The organism is Acidovorax sp. BoFeN1, assembly GCF_003345135.1.
Lineage (GTDB): Bacteria > Pseudomonadota > Gammaproteobacteria > Burkholderiales > Burkholderiaceae_C > Acidovorax > Acidovorax defluvii.
This window is the reverse complement of record NZ_QOZT01000092.1, coordinates 1-13,336: the sequence shown is the minus strand read 5'-3', so window position 1 is coordinate 13,336 and position 13,336 is coordinate 1. Positions and strand designations below refer to the sequence as shown.

At 63.0% G+C, this 13,336-nt stretch carries 14 protein-coding genes and 2 pseudogenes; 8 read left to right on the top strand and 8 right to left on the bottom strand.

The window, feature by feature from the left end; all coding sequences use genetic code 11:
- Positions 1-127: pseudogene (locus tag DTW89_RS19555) on the bottom strand (cobalt-precorrin-5B (C(1))-methyltransferase); the annotation flags it as partial.
- Between DTW89_RS19555 and cbiE the strand changes: the two are divergent.
- From cbiE to cobA, 7 genes are read left to right on the top strand one after another with little or no spacing between them, the layout of a single operon-like run.
- Entirely contained in the window at positions 111-1,403 is a 1,293-nt protein-coding gene (gene cbiE / locus DTW89_RS16390; RefSeq protein WP_236637177.1) for a precorrin-6y C5,15-methyltransferase (decarboxylating) subunit CbiE, read from the top strand. The pseudogene DTW89_RS19555 and the gene cbiE overlap by 17 nt on opposite strands.
- Positions 1,396-2,214 (top strand): precorrin-2 C(20)-methyltransferase, encoded by an 819-nt coding sequence (gene cobI, locus DTW89_RS16385; protein ID WP_008906449.1) that lies wholly within the window; start codon positions 1,396-1,398, stop codon positions 2,212-2,214. Before cbiE ends, cobI begins: the two co-directional genes overlap by 8 nt.
- Complete coding sequence (locus DTW89_RS16380; RefSeq protein WP_008906448.1) at positions 2,211-2,990, top strand: cobalamin biosynthesis central domain-containing protein; 780 nt, start codon at positions 2,211-2,213, stop codon at positions 2,988-2,990. The genes cobI and DTW89_RS16380 overlap by 4 nt, the downstream gene beginning before the upstream one ends.
- The gene (gene bluB, locus DTW89_RS16375) at positions 2,987-4,111 is read left to right on the top strand and encodes a 5,6-dimethylbenzimidazole synthase (protein WP_024814081.1); all 1,125 of its coding nucleotides are present in this window, start codon (positions 2,987-2,989) and stop codon (positions 4,109-4,111) included. Before DTW89_RS16380 ends, bluB begins: the two co-directional genes overlap by 4 nt.
- Before the next feature lie 43 nt (positions 4,112-4,154).
- Entirely contained in the window at positions 4,155-5,174 is a 1,020-nt protein-coding gene (gene cobJ / locus DTW89_RS16370) for a precorrin-3B C(17)-methyltransferase (RefSeq protein WP_008906446.1), read from the top strand.
- A complete protein-coding gene (locus DTW89_RS16365; protein ID WP_008906445.1) occupies positions 5,171-5,521 on the top strand; it encodes a (2Fe-2S) ferredoxin domain-containing protein in 351 nt (116 codons plus the stop codon). Before cobJ ends, DTW89_RS16365 begins: the two co-directional genes overlap by 4 nt.
- Entirely contained in the window at positions 5,511-6,257 is a 747-nt protein-coding gene (gene cobA, locus DTW89_RS16360) for a uroporphyrinogen-III C-methyltransferase (RefSeq protein WP_008906444.1), read from the top strand. Before DTW89_RS16365 ends, cobA begins: the two co-directional genes overlap by 11 nt.
- Positions 6,258-6,647: 390 nt before the next feature.
- On the opposite strand, the gene DTW89_RS16355 is transcribed toward cobA, so the two are convergent.
- From DTW89_RS16355 to DTW89_RS16330, 7 genes and pseudogenes are all read right to left on the bottom strand, one after another.
- On the bottom strand, positions 6,648-7,049 hold the full coding sequence (locus tag DTW89_RS16355; RefSeq protein WP_066784037.1) for a TetR family transcriptional regulator: 402 nt from the start codon (positions 7,047-7,049) through the stop codon (positions 6,648-6,650).
- Positions 7,042-8,898 carry an integrase gene (locus tag DTW89_RS19550; RefSeq protein ID WP_201741027.1) on the bottom strand — a complete coding sequence of 619 codons (1,857 nt, stop codon included), beginning with the start codon at positions 8,896-8,898 and terminating at the stop codon, positions 7,042-7,044. The genes DTW89_RS16355 and DTW89_RS19550 overlap by 8 nt, the downstream gene beginning before the upstream one ends.
- Positions 8,888-10,513 carry a hypothetical protein gene (locus DTW89_RS16345; RefSeq protein ID WP_201741026.1) on the bottom strand — a complete coding sequence of 542 codons (1,626 nt, stop codon included), beginning with the start codon at positions 10,511-10,513 and terminating at the stop codon, positions 8,888-8,890. Before DTW89_RS16345 ends, DTW89_RS19550 begins: the two co-directional genes overlap by 11 nt.
- Positions 10,513-11,673: a tyrosine-type recombinase/integrase gene (locus DTW89_RS16340; RefSeq protein WP_201741025.1), complete on the bottom strand. Its 1,161-nt coding sequence runs from the start codon at positions 11,671-11,673 to the stop codon at positions 10,513-10,515. The genes DTW89_RS16345 and DTW89_RS16340 overlap by 1 nt, the downstream gene beginning before the upstream one ends.
- Positions 11,674-11,681: 8 nt before the next feature.
- Positions 11,682-11,981 (bottom strand): hypothetical protein, encoded by a 300-nt coding sequence (locus DTW89_RS16335; RefSeq protein WP_082759006.1) that lies wholly within the window; start codon positions 11,979-11,981, stop codon positions 11,682-11,684.
- Positions 11,982-12,098: 117 nt separating this feature from the next.
- Positions 12,099-12,200 (bottom strand): annotated as a pseudogene (locus tag DTW89_RS20000) (Y-family DNA polymerase); the annotation flags it as partial.
- A gap of 3 nt (positions 12,201-12,203) precedes the next feature.
- The gene (locus DTW89_RS16330; protein WP_114656709.1) at positions 12,204-12,641 is read right to left on the bottom strand and encodes a LexA family protein; all 438 of its coding nucleotides are present in this window, start codon (positions 12,639-12,641) and stop codon (positions 12,204-12,206) included.
- Positions 12,642-12,733: 92 nt separating this feature from the next.
- Between DTW89_RS16330 and DTW89_RS16325 the strand changes: the two genes are divergently transcribed.
- On the top strand, positions 12,734-13,240 hold the full coding sequence (locus DTW89_RS16325) for an SOS response-associated peptidase (RefSeq protein WP_114656708.1): 507 nt from the start codon (positions 12,734-12,736) through the stop codon (positions 13,238-13,240).
- Positions 13,241-13,336 lie beyond the last annotated feature (96 nt).

Below are 13,336 nucleotides of genomic sequence, written 5' to 3'. Positions count from 1 at the left end.
TGGTGCCCAGGATGCTGATGCCGCCCAGGATGCCCAGCCGCGCGTTGGTGGTCTTCTTCGCCATCTCCTGGCCGCCGGGCACGCTCACGGTGACCTCCAGCCCGTGCTGTGTGAGTAGCCTCGGCGCCACCGCGCTGGCCCACCTGCGCACGGCCGACGTGGTGATTGGCGGCGCGCGCACGCTGGCGCTGTTCCGCCACGCACTCAAGCCCGGCACCCTCACCCACGACCTGACAGGACAATTGAAGGCCGTGCCCGGCTGGGTGCGCGCCGCACGCGAGGCCCACCAGTCCTGCGTGGTGCTGGCCACCGGCGACCCGCTGTGCCACGGCATCGCACCCTACCTTGCCCAGCACCTGTGCCTGGACGCGCTGGAGATCCTGCCCAACCTCTCGACCCTGCAACTGGCCTGTGCCCGCGTGGGCCTGGCCTGGCAGGACGCACGCATCGTCTCCGTGCACGCCGCCGACGCAGGCGAGTGGCAGCGCGGTGCCCCACCCTCGCACGGCCTGTACGCGCTGGCCCAGGCCCTGCGCGCCGAGCAGCGCCTGCTGCTGCTGACCAGCCCGGCCAACTGCCCCGACCGCATCGCCCGCCTGCTGCTGGCCGAAGGTCTGGGCAGCGACTTCCACATGGCCGTGGCTGAAGACCTGCTGCAGCCCGACGAACAGGTGCATGCGCAGCTCAGTCCCACCGAGGCGGCCAGCATGCGCTTTGCCGAGCTGAACGTGGTGCTGCTGTGGCGCACCCGGCCGCGACCGCAACCGGTGCGCTTCGGCCTGGCCGACAGCGCCTTCGAGCAGCGCCAGCCCGAGAAAGGCCTGATCACCAAGCAGGAGGTGCGCGCCGTCAGCCTGGCGCGGCTGCAGCTGCACGCCGACAGCGTGGTCTGGGACATCGGCGCCGGCAGCGGTTCGGTGGGCCTGGAGGCCGCCCGCCTGTGCCCGCAGGGCCATGTGTTCGCCATCGAGAAGAACGAGGCCGACCACGCCATCGCCCGGCGCAACCATGCAGCTTTCGGCGTCAGCAACTACACGCTGCAGCACGGCAAGGCGCCCGAGGGCCTGGAGGACTGGCCCGACCCCGACGCAGTGTTCATCGGTGGCTCGGGCGGCGAGCTGGCCGGACTGATCGAGCAGGTGTTGCGGCGCCTGCGGCCCGGCGGCCGGCTGGTGATGAACTTCGTGACACTGGAGAACCTGGCCACCGCCACCCAGGCCCTGCAGCAGCTGAACGCCGACTGGGACGTGCTGCAGCTGCAGGCGGCGCGCAGCCGCCCCATCCTGCACATGCACCGCATGGCGGCCGAGAACCCGGTGTGGCTGGTGTGCGCCGGCGTGGGCCCCATGGGCCACGGCGAACACGGGCCGGTGGTGGCGGCCGAGGAGACGGCGCATGGCTGACGTCACGCCTTCAACCACCCCGCGCATGGGCACCCTGCACGGCATCTCGCTGGGCCCGGGCGACCCCGGCCTGATCACCCGCGCGGCCTGGGCCGCGCTGGAGTGCCGCGACGCCATCTGGGTCTACCCGGTGCGCAGTGGCAAGACGCCCAGCTATGCGCTGGACATCGTGATGCGCGCCGGGCTGCCGTTGCCCGAAACGCACACGCCGCTGCTGTTTCCCATGACCCACGACGGCGAGAAGCTGGCGCGCGCCTGGCTGAAGGCCGCGCAGACCGTGCTGCCCTGGCTGCAGGCCGGGCGCGAGGTGCTGTTCCTGGTCGAGGGCGATGCCTCCACCTACGCCACCTTCGGCCACCTCGCGCGCACCCTGCGCGGGCTGGACGAGCGGGTGCCGGTGCGCACCATCGCAGGAGTCAATTCGTTCACCGCGGCCTGTGCGGATGTGGGCGAACCGTTCGCCGAGCAGGACGACACAGTGGCCATCGTGCCGGCGGCCTACGGCGTGGGCGCGGTCGACCGGCTGCTGCCCGACTTCGACACCCTGGTGCTGATGAAGATCAAGCCGCTGATCGAGGACCTGCTGGACTGGCTGGAGGCGCGCGACCTGCTGGCCGGCGCGCATTTCGTGGAGCGTGTGGGCGCGCTGGACGAGCGCCGGCTGTCCGGCCCCGAACTGCTCACGCTGCGCGGCAGCAAGGTCAGCTACCTCTCGCTGCTGATCGTGAAGAACCCTCATCGCGTGCGCGGCGAGCGCATCAAGGGCTGCCTGAAAAAGAGCGGCCCACCGCCACTGGAGACCACCCCATGAACCCGGACATCACCGCCCCTCCCCGCGTCTGCCTGGTCGCCATCACGAAACACGGCTCTGCCCAGGCGGCCACGCTGGCGCGGCAGCTGCCTCAGGCGTCGCTCTGTGTCGCGGCCAAGTTTGCAGAAGCCACAAGGGGCCTGTCCAACCCGGTGCAGGCGTACGAAGGCGCGTTCAAGGACCAGATCGGGTCGCTCTTCCAGGCCTTCGACCAGATCGTGTTCTTCGTCTCACTGGGTGCGGTGGTGCGGCTGATCGCACCCCACCTGAAGAGCAAGGACGAGGACCCCGGCGTGCTGGTTGTGGATGACGCCGGCCAGTTCGTCATTCCCGTGCTCTCGGGCCACGTGGGCGGCGCCAACGCCATGGCCGAGACCGTGGCCGCGCTGCTGGGCGCCACGGCGGTGCTCACCACCGCGTCGGACGTGGGCAAGACCATCCCGGTCGACATCCTGGGCCGTGAGCTGGGCTGGCAGGTTGAGGCGCCCAAACTCAACATCACCCGCGTCTCGGCCGCGGTGGTCAACGAGGAACCGGTGGCCGTGGTGCAGGAGGCCGGCAGCCCGCACTGGTGGACCCGCCCCACCCCGCTGCCGCCGAACATCCACCGCCACACGCGCCTGGAGGATGTGGATCTGGCCCGCTACCGCGCGGTGCTGTGGATCACCCACCGCCCGGTGGACGACACGCTCTGGCAGACGCTGCACGAGCGGCTGGTGGTGTACCGCCCGCCGCTGCCGGCCGGCAACGACGCCACCACCGAGGCCGCGGCATGAAGGTGGCCCTGGGCATCGGCTGCGACCGCGGCACGCCCCTGGCTACGCTGGCGCGAGCGGTCGACGAAGCCCTGGCCGTGGCCGGCCTTCAGCGCGGACAGGTGACCGGCGTGGGCAGCATCACGCTCAAGGCCGACGAACCCGCGCTGCTGGCGCTGGCCGCGCAGGCCGGCTGGCCGCTGCACTTCTACCCCGCCACCCAGCTGGCCGAGGTGGTGGTGCCCCACCCGTCCGAAACCGTGCGCCGCCACACCGGCACCCCTTCGGTCTCCGAAGCCGCGGCGCTGCTGGCCGCGGGCACCACCGAGGCCTCCGCCCTGTGCGTCGAGAAGCACCGGCTGCGCGGCGGCGACGGGCGCAACGCCACGGTGTCGGTGGCGCGGGTGATGCCGCGCACAGCCATCCCGCCCTGTGTCGCCAACCCCGATCCGGCGCGCCGTTTCACAGCCAGCGAACGCGAAGCCGTGCAGGCGCTGATGCAGGTGCGGCGCGACATGCGCCACTTCACTGCCGGTGCGCAGGTCGCCGAAGACGTGCGGGCCCGCCTGCAATCGGCGCTGCTCGCCGCGCCGTCCGTGGGCCTGATGCAGCCGCTGCGGGTGTTGCGCATCACCGACCCTGTATTGCGCGACCGGCTGGCCGCTGCCGTGGACCAGGAGCGCATGCGCACCGCGCAGGCCCTGGGCCCCCGTGCGGCTGAGTTCCTGGCACTGAGGGTGGAAGGGGTGCGCGAGTGCGCCGAACTGTGGGCGCTGGTGCTGGCGCCAGACGACGGCACGCTGTTCGGTCGCCGCACGCTGGCGAGCGAAATGGCGTGGTGCTCGGCGGGCGCCGCCGTGCAAAACCTCTGGCTGGCCGCGCGCGCCGAACACCTGGGTCTCGGATGGGTGTCGCTGTTCGAACCCGGCGACCTGCACACGCTGCTGGCGCTGCCCGCGGGCGCCGTGCCGCTGGGCCTGTTGTGCATCGGTCCGGTGGATCGCTTCTACGAAACACCCCTGCTCATCCAGCAACAGTGGCGCCAGGCGCGTCCGGTGCCGGCCCTGTTCACCGAGAACAACTGGGCCCCGTCCTGGAACACCGACACCAGCGCCACCACCGAACAACCGCTGCACAGCTGACCGCGGCCTTGCCATTGAACCCCCGCCCGTCCCAAGGAACGACATGACCACAGACACCCCCGTCACTGCCCCGCGCAACGCGGGCACCACCGGCCGCATCAGCCTGGTGGGCATCGGCCCCGGCCATACCGACCACATGACCGCCCGCGCGCGCGCCGCCATCGCCGAGGCCGACGTGGTGGTTGGCTACGTCACCTACATCAAGCTGGTGGCCGACCTGCTGGACGGCAAGGAAGTCGTGCGCAAGGGCATGACCGAAGAGCTGGACCGCGCCGTGCACGCGCTGGCCGCGGCCCGCGCCGGCAAGAAGGTGGCGCTGATCTCGTCGGGCGACGCCGGCGTCTACGGCATGGCCGGCCCGACCTACGAGGTGCTGTTCCAGGCCGGCTGGACGCCGGAGGACCATGTGGCGGTGGAGATCGTGCCCGGCGCGTCGGCCATCAACGCCTGCGCGGCCCTGGTCGGCGCGCCGCTGACGCACGACTTCTGCTCCATCTCGCTGTCCGACCTGCTGACGCCCTGGCCGGTGATCGCCCGGCGCCTGGACGCCGCCGCCGCGGCCGACTTCGTGGTGGCGCTTTACAACCCAAAGAGCGGGCGCCGCACGCGCCAGATCGTCGAGGCGCAGCGCCTGTTCCTGCGCCACCGCCGGGCGGACACGCCGGTGGCGATCGTCAAGAGCGCTTACCGGCGCCGCCAGCACATCGTGCACACCACCCTGGACCAGATGGCCGAACAGGAGATCGGCATGCTCAGCACCGTGCTGATCGGCAACAGCAGCACCTTCCTGCGCGAGGGGCTGATGGTCACCCCGCGCGGTTACGCCAACAAATACGACGTGGACCAGGGCTTCGAGACCCGCGAAGGCGAGAAGGCCGGCCGCTCGCTCTCCAGTGGCCTGCTGGGCTGGATCGAGGGGCTGCGGGCCGAGCACGCAGCCGGCGCGGGACTGGTCGAACTCGCCAGCCGACACCGCCTGCCCGCCGACTACATCGCACAGGTGCTGGCGGCGCCCGATGCACACGCACCGGCCGAGGCCGGCACAGAGGAGACCGAGGCATGAGCAGCACAGAAAAACCCCGCATCGGCGACTACCGCCGGCACCTGCTGGTCTGCACCGGCACGCGCTGCACGCAGGACGGCGCGGCGCAGGTGCTGTTCGACAGCCTGGGCGAGAAGTTCAAGGCCGCCGGGCTGAACGAAGGCGCGCTTCGCGTCAAGCGCAGCCGCGTGAGCTGTTTTGCTGCCTGCAAGGGCGGCCCCATCCTGTGCGTGCAGCCCGACGGCACCTGGTACCACGGCGTGACCCCCGACAACATGGACCGCATCATCGGGCAGCACCTGGTGGGCGGACAGGTAGTCGCCGATCTGGTGTTCCACCAGGGACCGGGGGTCATCGATGGTGAGTGAGACGCCGGCTGCGGGCTCGGTCTGCATCGTTGGCGCCGGGCCGGGACCGGCCGACCTGATGACGCTGCGCGCGCTGAACCGGCTGAAACAGGCCCAAGTGGTGGTGCACGATCGGCTGATCGCCGAGGATGTGCTGGCGCTGATCCCGGCCGCCGCCCGGCGTGTGTACGTGGGCAAGGCGCTGGGACACCACGCGGTCCCGCAGGAAGAGATTCATGACCTGCTGGTGGGGCATGCGCGCCAGGGCCTGCGCGTCGTTCGCCTCAAAGGTGGTGACCCCTATGTGTTCGGACGTGGTGGCGAGGAAGTGCTGGCGCTGCAGGCGGCCGGCATTGCATTCGAGGTGGTGCCCGGTGTGACAGCCGCCAGCGGCTGCTCCGCCGCGGCTGGCATTCCGCTGACTCACCGCCACCTTGCAGCCAGCTGCGTGTTTCTGCCCGGCCATCTGGCGGACGACCAGGCCAGTCACGACTGGCAAGCCCTGGCGGGTGCGGGGCAGACCCGGGTGTTCTACATGGGCGTTCAGCGTCTGGCGCAGATTGCCCAGGCCTTGATCGCCCACGGGCTGCCGCCCGACACACCCGCGGCCATCGTCCAGGACGGTGCCCGACCCACACAGTCCGTTCTGGCCCACCCATTGCGCCGCTTGGTCGAGATCGCTCCCCCCTACGGTCCTCGACCGGGCTTGCTGATCATTGGCGAAACGGTGCGACTGAGCCCGTCATTTGAAGAATGATGCGAGTGTCTGAGTCGACGGCAAGGGCGCTGACTCTCCTTGGAGCTGATCGCTGCTGCCTGGCGCAGCAGACAATTTGGGGATTCGGACACATTTCCGGCAGCCAACGCTAGTGTTGCACTGCTTCTCGAAGTTAGCGGTGTCCCGTGCGTCCCCTACTCAGTGCTTGTCCTGCAGGAGGACCCGGCGTTCGATCCGCAATCGGTTCAGCGTCAGCTGTGTGTGTATCAGCGATCATTGAGTCGTACACCGAAGGTGACGGCAGTCAGCCTCAAACTGCCGCTCGGGTTCTCACATCAGTTGGTCGCTCTTGGCCGAGTGCAGTCTCCCATCTCATAGGTCAAGACCAACTAACGTAAAAATTATTGCCACCAACCAGAGCGAACATGACTAAATGCCTGTGCCTTTGGGTTGAAGAATCGAGACCACCTTCCCCGTGGCCATGCCCTTGAGCAAGGCCACTTCATGGACAAGCACTTGATTGATCGACGCAAGCTTTGACAAGTCCGCACGCGTCTCAGCGAGTTCCTGCCTTAGAGCGCGGTTTACCTCGCGCTCATGAACCAGTGCGTCATGCTTGGCGTCGCGCTGGGCGCGCGTCGCCTTGCCCACCAGGCCTCGAATTTTCTCGGCGAGGTCAGGGTATGTGTTGTGAATCAGTCCAGGGGTGACTTCAGCCAACTTGGCAACCGCAGAGATGGACAGCTTGCCTTGGTCAGCCTGCAATTGCACAATGGCCCGTTGAATTTCATCAACAGTTTTCTTTCGACTACGAGCCTTGGGATCATTCATTTGAAGCTCCGCTCAAATTTGACGCACACGACGCTTGTGGGAGCACCCCGAGATCCACCATAACCTGGCGCGCCCATTGAACGTCACGCTCAGCGCGTTGCTTGACCGCTGGTCCCGCATCGTCAATGGCCAGCAATTCGTTTTGTTGGTCATAGATACCTCTCCAGACGTCCGCAAACGACTGATCAATCACACCGTTCTTACATCCCACACATCGGGTTGTTTCATACAATCCCGCGCCTCCACATCCTTTTTCCTGGGCCAAGCACCACCCGTGGCCGGTAGCACGGATGTGAACTTGAGGCGCCGTCTCCGCCAACAATGCCGTGCGACTTTTCAAGGCAATCGCGCGCACCTTTTTGATTTCGTGCCCGGCTCCGCCGCTCAAAGGCTGATCCCCAAGCCAAGACTCAATCAAGTCCACCTTGAAGTTGGTCATCTCCTCCAGAACTTCATCGAACAGCGATGCATCCTGCATTGGGTTGGACGCATACAACTGGGTCATGCTCATGCTGGAATGTTTGAACTGCCATTTGAGGAATACAAGCGAGGAGCGCCCCATGCGCGACTCCACAATATTGCGCGCGTAAGTTTTACGGCATTGGTGCGGTGCCAACTGCCAGTCCGTTCCGGCAGCCATGGCCAATCGTCGGAATGAGACCTTTGATCCACCATTGGATAGCGCATCAACGTGGTATCCAGCCGATTCACTCTGACCAGACATGCTGGTGCATAGAAAAAGCTTTCTGACGTCTCGCTTTGCCTTTGCCAATCGCAGCATCCGATTCGTCAAATCCTGAGGTGTTGGATTGCACTCCAGTTCCGCAACTTCAAGAGCCATCTTTTCTTGAAGCGGCTTTGCATAGCGGTTCATCAGATCCAAGACTTTGACTGTGAGTTCGGGGATCAAGAATTCGACCTTGCCTTTTCCTGTCTTATGCTCGGTGGTAGCGACCCAGTGGAATTGAACGCCGTCTCGCACTTCGCTTCGCCATGACCCAGACTCGACCCCAATCGCCTCCTCATTGCGCATGCCACTGGTTATCGACAGGACGTAAAGTGCAGCATCCCGAATGCGGATCAACGCAGGATTTCTAAACCCCAACCTCCCGGCATCGCGCTCGTTCAGAATTTCCGGTGCCGCTGCAAGAACCTCTTCACAATAGTTGAACACCTTGGCCTGAACATCAGCAGGAATGATGGGCGTTTTCCCGGTTTCAGTTCGCCCAAATTGGTTTCCGGGTTGCTTTGCCAATCCGCTGACCCGCCACAGTGAGCTCTCGCCCCATGGACATGCAGCAAGCGGAGACGAAGTCTCGTTGCGAAACACCCATAAGAAGTCCAGGATGCGCAAGCTGTCGTAGACGCTATGCGCATTGCGGGTCAGGCGGGCTTTGGTGTGATGGACGTAGTTCGCGACGTGTATGGGTCTGACCTGGTCGAATCTCTTAATGTTCAACGCAGTCAGCCAACGCATCATCGGAATCGCGGATGCGATGGCAGTCTGGCAGATGCCCATTGCCACCGGAGGCTTGGAGCCTGGCAGGCCTCGCTTGAACCATACATACAGAACAACCTTGCAGTCGTCGACCAACTCTTGCGAGCAGTCCTCAGGCCAGGGAATGTATTTCTGACCATCGGCCACATTGGATTGCTCAAAGTAGGGCCTGAAGTCCCACACCGGATCACCAAATCGGGACAGAACGTGGTTGCTGCCGTCCATGTCAGCCACCGCACTGACCACGATATTGGATCTCTCGGATTCCGACAGCCCTTTGGATGAAGCGGGCTGGGCAGCCAAGAGGTCGTAGGCCTTTGGCGGCTGCAATGCAATCGCGTTACCGGCCATAGCGTGCCTCTCGACTCAGTTGCGACTGGCGCATGCGTATCGCCCAGAAGGAATGGGGATTTTTCTCGGCAAGCGCCTTGGCTTGCGCCACCATTTTCGGGATGAAGTTGTCGTATGCAATTTGGTCGATTCTTGCAATGAGGTCCTGATGGTGAAGGCGCCACTCACTCCACTCGTCCGTGGCGTAGTAGCCTACCTCCGACATCAGGAAGCGCTGAAAACTGAAGAGCCGGTGCAGATCCTTGACCGTCCCCACAATGGCATAGCTCGGACACCCTAGGCAATGCGTGAACTCCGCGCAATGTGTTGAGCCGTCCTTCGGAGCGAGCGCGCCTTGCAAGCTGTCCTTGCAACTACCCGTGGGGGTGGGCACGAGGTCGTGCCCCCTGAGTTTGCCTGGCAACGCCTCGCCAATGAATTTGGCACCCTCGGCCTTGGTGCGCTCATCAAGGTGCAAGTAGTGGTTGTCTGCGACCTGGGGGGAATGGCCCATCACTGCGGACACGGCAAGCAGGTCGCCATCGCTGAGCTTCCATAGACGGTTTTCCATGGTCTTTCGTAGGCGTCCAAGTGTGACTCGCAACACTGAGCCGTCATCGGCGAACAACCCGTGGCGGTGAACTATTGCTTTGGTATTTTCGTGAACGCGGCCCATATTCAGACAAAGTGTTTGCCCCTTGAGGTCACCGCGTTGTGATGAGCGGTAGAGCCAAACACGATCTTTGATGCCGTCTGGTGCCTCGGCGACGAGGTTCTGCGTCATTCCCAGCACCATTTTTAGCACCGCGACGCCATCCATGGGGATCGACGCTGCAAGGTCGTGGATATGAGTTTGCCGCAGTGACGTTAATTGCGCACCTTTTCCTCTGCGCTTGAAAGTTCTGACCAGCATCAAGTTGGGCATAAAGGGGTGTGGACCCAAGCAATCCCGCTTCATTTCAAGGAGCGGAGTGGTGTTGATGCCCGAACGCATGCCAACAATGAGCATCAGAACCACAAGCGCCTCTGAGTCCAAACCGCTGAACCCCCCGTGGTGAATGGCAATAAGATCTAGCTTGAGCGCCGCGGCCAAACGCTCCATTTCAGATTGACTTAGTGGAGTTTCACCTCGCGTCGTCGCCCCATTCATTGGGAACGGATTGGCAGGTAGCAAAACATCATGGGATTGGTCAATGAAGCCGTAGTCCATGAGTCCAACCAACACCGACTTGAAGGCAGAGTAATAGTTCTTGGCAGTGGAGCCGTTCGGGTATTTGAGCCTGAGCCAAGCGATATAGCGAACGACATCTGTCGCTGTCATATCTGATGGACGCGACGGCACGATGCCCCCTTGATTGCCTGTGAGGTAGGGCAGAAAGACTTTCATCCCGTTGGCCGCGAAGCTCACAATGCTGGCCACCGAATAGTTGCCGCTGTGGAGTCGCGCCTTCAAGACAGTCGCTGCCGCCCAAACCCAGTCGTCAAAGCCATGTCCCAACCATGGACGCAAGTCAATGATGTTGTGGTTTCGCGGATTGGGAGGCAGCGCGACGATCGCGCCGGATGCATCAGAATCCGCCGCAAGGTCGATTGTGATTGCAGGTGTCTTGGCCTTGTAGTCCTTGGCGCGGGCCATCAATGACTCCCCATCGCTATGGAATCCTCGCCACCGTTGGCGAACAGCATGTCCATTTCGTCTTCATGGGCCAAAACGATCTGTGCGTCCAACTGATTGATTAGATGCAGGTAGATCGCTGTGGTTTGCACGTCAGAGTGTCCCATGCGGTCGCGAACATACAGCAGCGGCTCACCCTGGAAGTCAGCGCTCTTGCGCAGTGCCGACAGCGTGTAGGTTCCATAGGTGTGCCGCAGCATGTGCGCCCGCACCGGAAAGCCAACTTCCTTTTCGATGGCTTTCATCGCATCCACAATGGCCCCTTTCGAGAACTCTGTTCCAAGCTCTGTCAGAACAAGTGCTGCAGGGGCGTTCCCGGCTCTTTGCTGCCGGACTTCTCGCTGGTGCAGCGAATAGGCCCACATGTCTTCCATGAGAGACCAAGGCACGTCCACGCTTCTGGGCTTGCCATACTTGATGTGCATGTCAGCGGGCTCCAGAGTGACGCGGATCATCTGCCCAGGTGTCAGCCCTTTTCGGGCTCTCGGATTGAAGACGTAGGCTAGAGGAAACGTGCGCGCTTCGCAGGATCGCATCCCGGTGCGAACCATCAGGTTGAACAACAGCGCATGGCTTGGGTCAAGCCTCGCGCCAAGGCATTGCCTAACCTGCTCTTTGGTCAGGAATTTGATCGTTGCCTTGCGCTCGCGCGCCATCACCGTCGGTTTTGAAACGACGCCGCCCGCGCGATCCACATGGGCAAGAAAGCCCTGATGCGATGGCGTGCGAACATCGCGCACGCCAAACGGTAGGTAAGTGATGTGCCCCTGGCGTTTGCACCAATCGTAAAACCGGACCACCAGATTCAACCGCTTGTTCACAGTGTTGGGATTCAAGCCCAGCTCTCCGAGCGACCAGTCGCGATACCTTGCCACAACGCTGAGTCCGTGCGGCTTTGGGTCTTCATCCCAGGCCAGGCCGTTGGCAGACAAGAACGCAAAGTAGTCATAAAGCCTGCGGCCATATGCTTCCCATGTGAGCTTGCTTTCAATGCTTCCTTGGGTGACCAAGGCGTGCCACAGGAACGATTGTGCTGGTTCCAAAGGCCAGCCGTCATCGGCCAGCAGCAATGGGAAGCCCTCAAACGATCGGCCTTCAACCATGAGATCAGCCGTGGCCAAGACAAGCCTCATAGACCCATGTCTTTCAGAAGCTTTGCGGCCGCCTTGAAGTTGAGGCCATAGATGTGCATGACCAAATCAACGGCACCGCCGCCGCCACAGTCCATACGCACATCCCAAAACTTTGGCCCAGTGCACAAGAACTCCCAATCATGTCCGGCAACATGGACGTGCCATCGAGTGGTCAGATGACTTGATCTTGGGTGGAACGAGAGATCTTCTTTGACGTGTTCCGCCAGCAGGCGAAGCACATGGATTGAATCCAGCTCCCGCCATCGTCCCAGCTCCGAGTTATCCACAGATCTCATTGCGCTCCATTTCCTCCCCCAAACCCCCACCTGCTACTCGTCTCAAAGAGACGATGAATCCAAATACCAGGGGTCCGGAAGACATGATGCATCCTACTAACAAACCTGATCCGTAAGATCGTTGTTGCTCAACACGACAAGCGGGCGCCCCGCCAGCGCCGGCCGAAACACGGTTTCGCAGGTTGCGTAGAAGTTGTTTCCATCCACCAGCGCGAACATGGGTCAGGCCCGAAAACGCTTGATCGTCGCTGTGACTACGCCCCAGATTTCCACGATCTGGCCATCCTTGGGAACGATTTCTGGATAGGTCGGATTGGCCGGTTTGAGCTTCATGCGGCCGTGTTTGAGCCATAGGGTCTTGCAAGTGAATTCACCATCCACAACGGCCAGAACTACATCGGTATGAGTCGGTTTAAGGGCGCGATTTACCACCAGTAGATCCCCATCAAAAATTCCCACCTCGCGCATGGAATCGCCGCGCAGCCGCACGATAAACGTGGCCTGGGGGTGGGTCACAAGGATGGTCGTCAAGTCCAGCCGCTCGACCGCGAAGTCTTCTGCGGGCGATGGGAAACCCGCACGCACAGTGTCCCCCGCCACCGGCAAAACCAGTGGCTCAGGGCCGCATAAGATCGGCCTCCATGGTGTAATACTGTACATTTGCACAGTATAAATTACAGACGCCGATCGCTACCCCGTCGGCTCAATTCCGATGGACTTGCTTGCCCGTTTCGCGGGCGCGAAAATCAGTCATGTGCAACCGCTACACGCCCCCTGCCCTGCTGGATATAGAACGTGAGTGGGCGGTCGGCAGGCCCAATCCGATGCGCTGGTGGGATGAGGTTCTTTTCCCACGCGGAACAGGCCCGTTCATTCGCCGGTCGCGAGAGTCGGTGGGCTACGAGCGCGAGCTAGTAGCCGGACAATGGGGACTGATCCCCTGGTTCGCAAAGGAACCCAAGCTCAAGTACCCGACGAACAATGCGCGCAGCGAAGAACTGGCAGACAAGGCCAGCTACAAGCACCCTTGGGCTCGGGGCCAGCGCTGCATCATCCCCGCCAGCGACTTTGATGAACCCAATTGGGAAACCGGGCGCAATGTCTGGTGGCGGTTCAAACGGGTCGATGGTGCGCCATGGAGTCTTGCCGGGCTATGGAACGTCTGGACGGACAAGGCTACAGGCGAGACGCATGAGAGCTACACGATGTTGACCATCAACTCGGATCAGGGGTCTCCTCGTTTTCAGTGCAATAAGTGACGGTACGAAAAGCTAGCACTGGCGCGGAGGTGGTGTTGGTAGATCGTTGATTTCATTGACTTTCCTGTTCACTTTCAAATCTGCGATTCGTGGCGT

Excerpts from the sequence above, each read along its gene's own strand:
- cobJ (WP_008906446.1), top strand. The coding sequence starts at position 4,155 with ATGACCACAGACACCCCCGTCACTGCCCCGCGCAACGCGGGCACCACC.
- DTW89_RS16365 (WP_008906445.1), top strand. The coding sequence starts at position 5,171 with ATGAGCAGCACAGAAAAACCCCGCATCGGCGACTACCGCCGGCACCTG.
- DTW89_RS16330 (WP_114656709.1), bottom strand. The coding sequence starts at position 12,641 with ATGTACAGTATTACACCATGGAGGCCGATCTTATGCGGCCCTGAGCCA.
- DTW89_RS19550 (WP_201741027.1), bottom strand. The coding sequence starts at position 8,898 with ATGGCCGGTAACGCGATTGCATTGCAGCCGCCAAAGGCCTACGACCTC.
- DTW89_RS16355 (WP_066784037.1), bottom strand. The coding sequence starts at position 7,049 with ATGAATGATCCCAAGGCTCGTAGTCGAAAGAAAACTGTTGATGAAATT.
- cobI (WP_008906449.1), top strand. The coding sequence starts at position 1,396 with ATGGCTGACGTCACGCCTTCAACCACCCCGCGCATGGGCACCCTGCAC.
- bluB (WP_024814081.1), top strand. The coding sequence starts at position 2,987 with ATGAAGGTGGCCCTGGGCATCGGCTGCGACCGCGGCACGCCCCTGGCT.
- DTW89_RS16345 (WP_201741026.1), bottom strand. The coding sequence starts at position 10,513 with ATGGCCCGCGCCAAGGACTACAAGGCCAAGACACCTGCAATCACAATC.
- DTW89_RS16335 (WP_082759006.1), bottom strand. The coding sequence starts at position 11,981 with ATGAGATCTGTGGATAACTCGGAGCTGGGACGATGGCGGGAGCTGGAT.
- DTW89_RS16325 (WP_114656708.1), top strand. The coding sequence starts at position 12,734 with ATGTGCAACCGCTACACGCCCCCTGCCCTGCTGGATATAGAACGTGAG.
- DTW89_RS16380 (WP_008906448.1), top strand. The coding sequence starts at position 2,211 with ATGAACCCGGACATCACCGCCCCTCCCCGCGTCTGCCTGGTCGCCATC.
- cobA (WP_008906444.1), top strand. The coding sequence starts at position 5,511 with ATGGTGAGTGAGACGCCGGCTGCGGGCTCGGTCTGCATCGTTGGCGCC.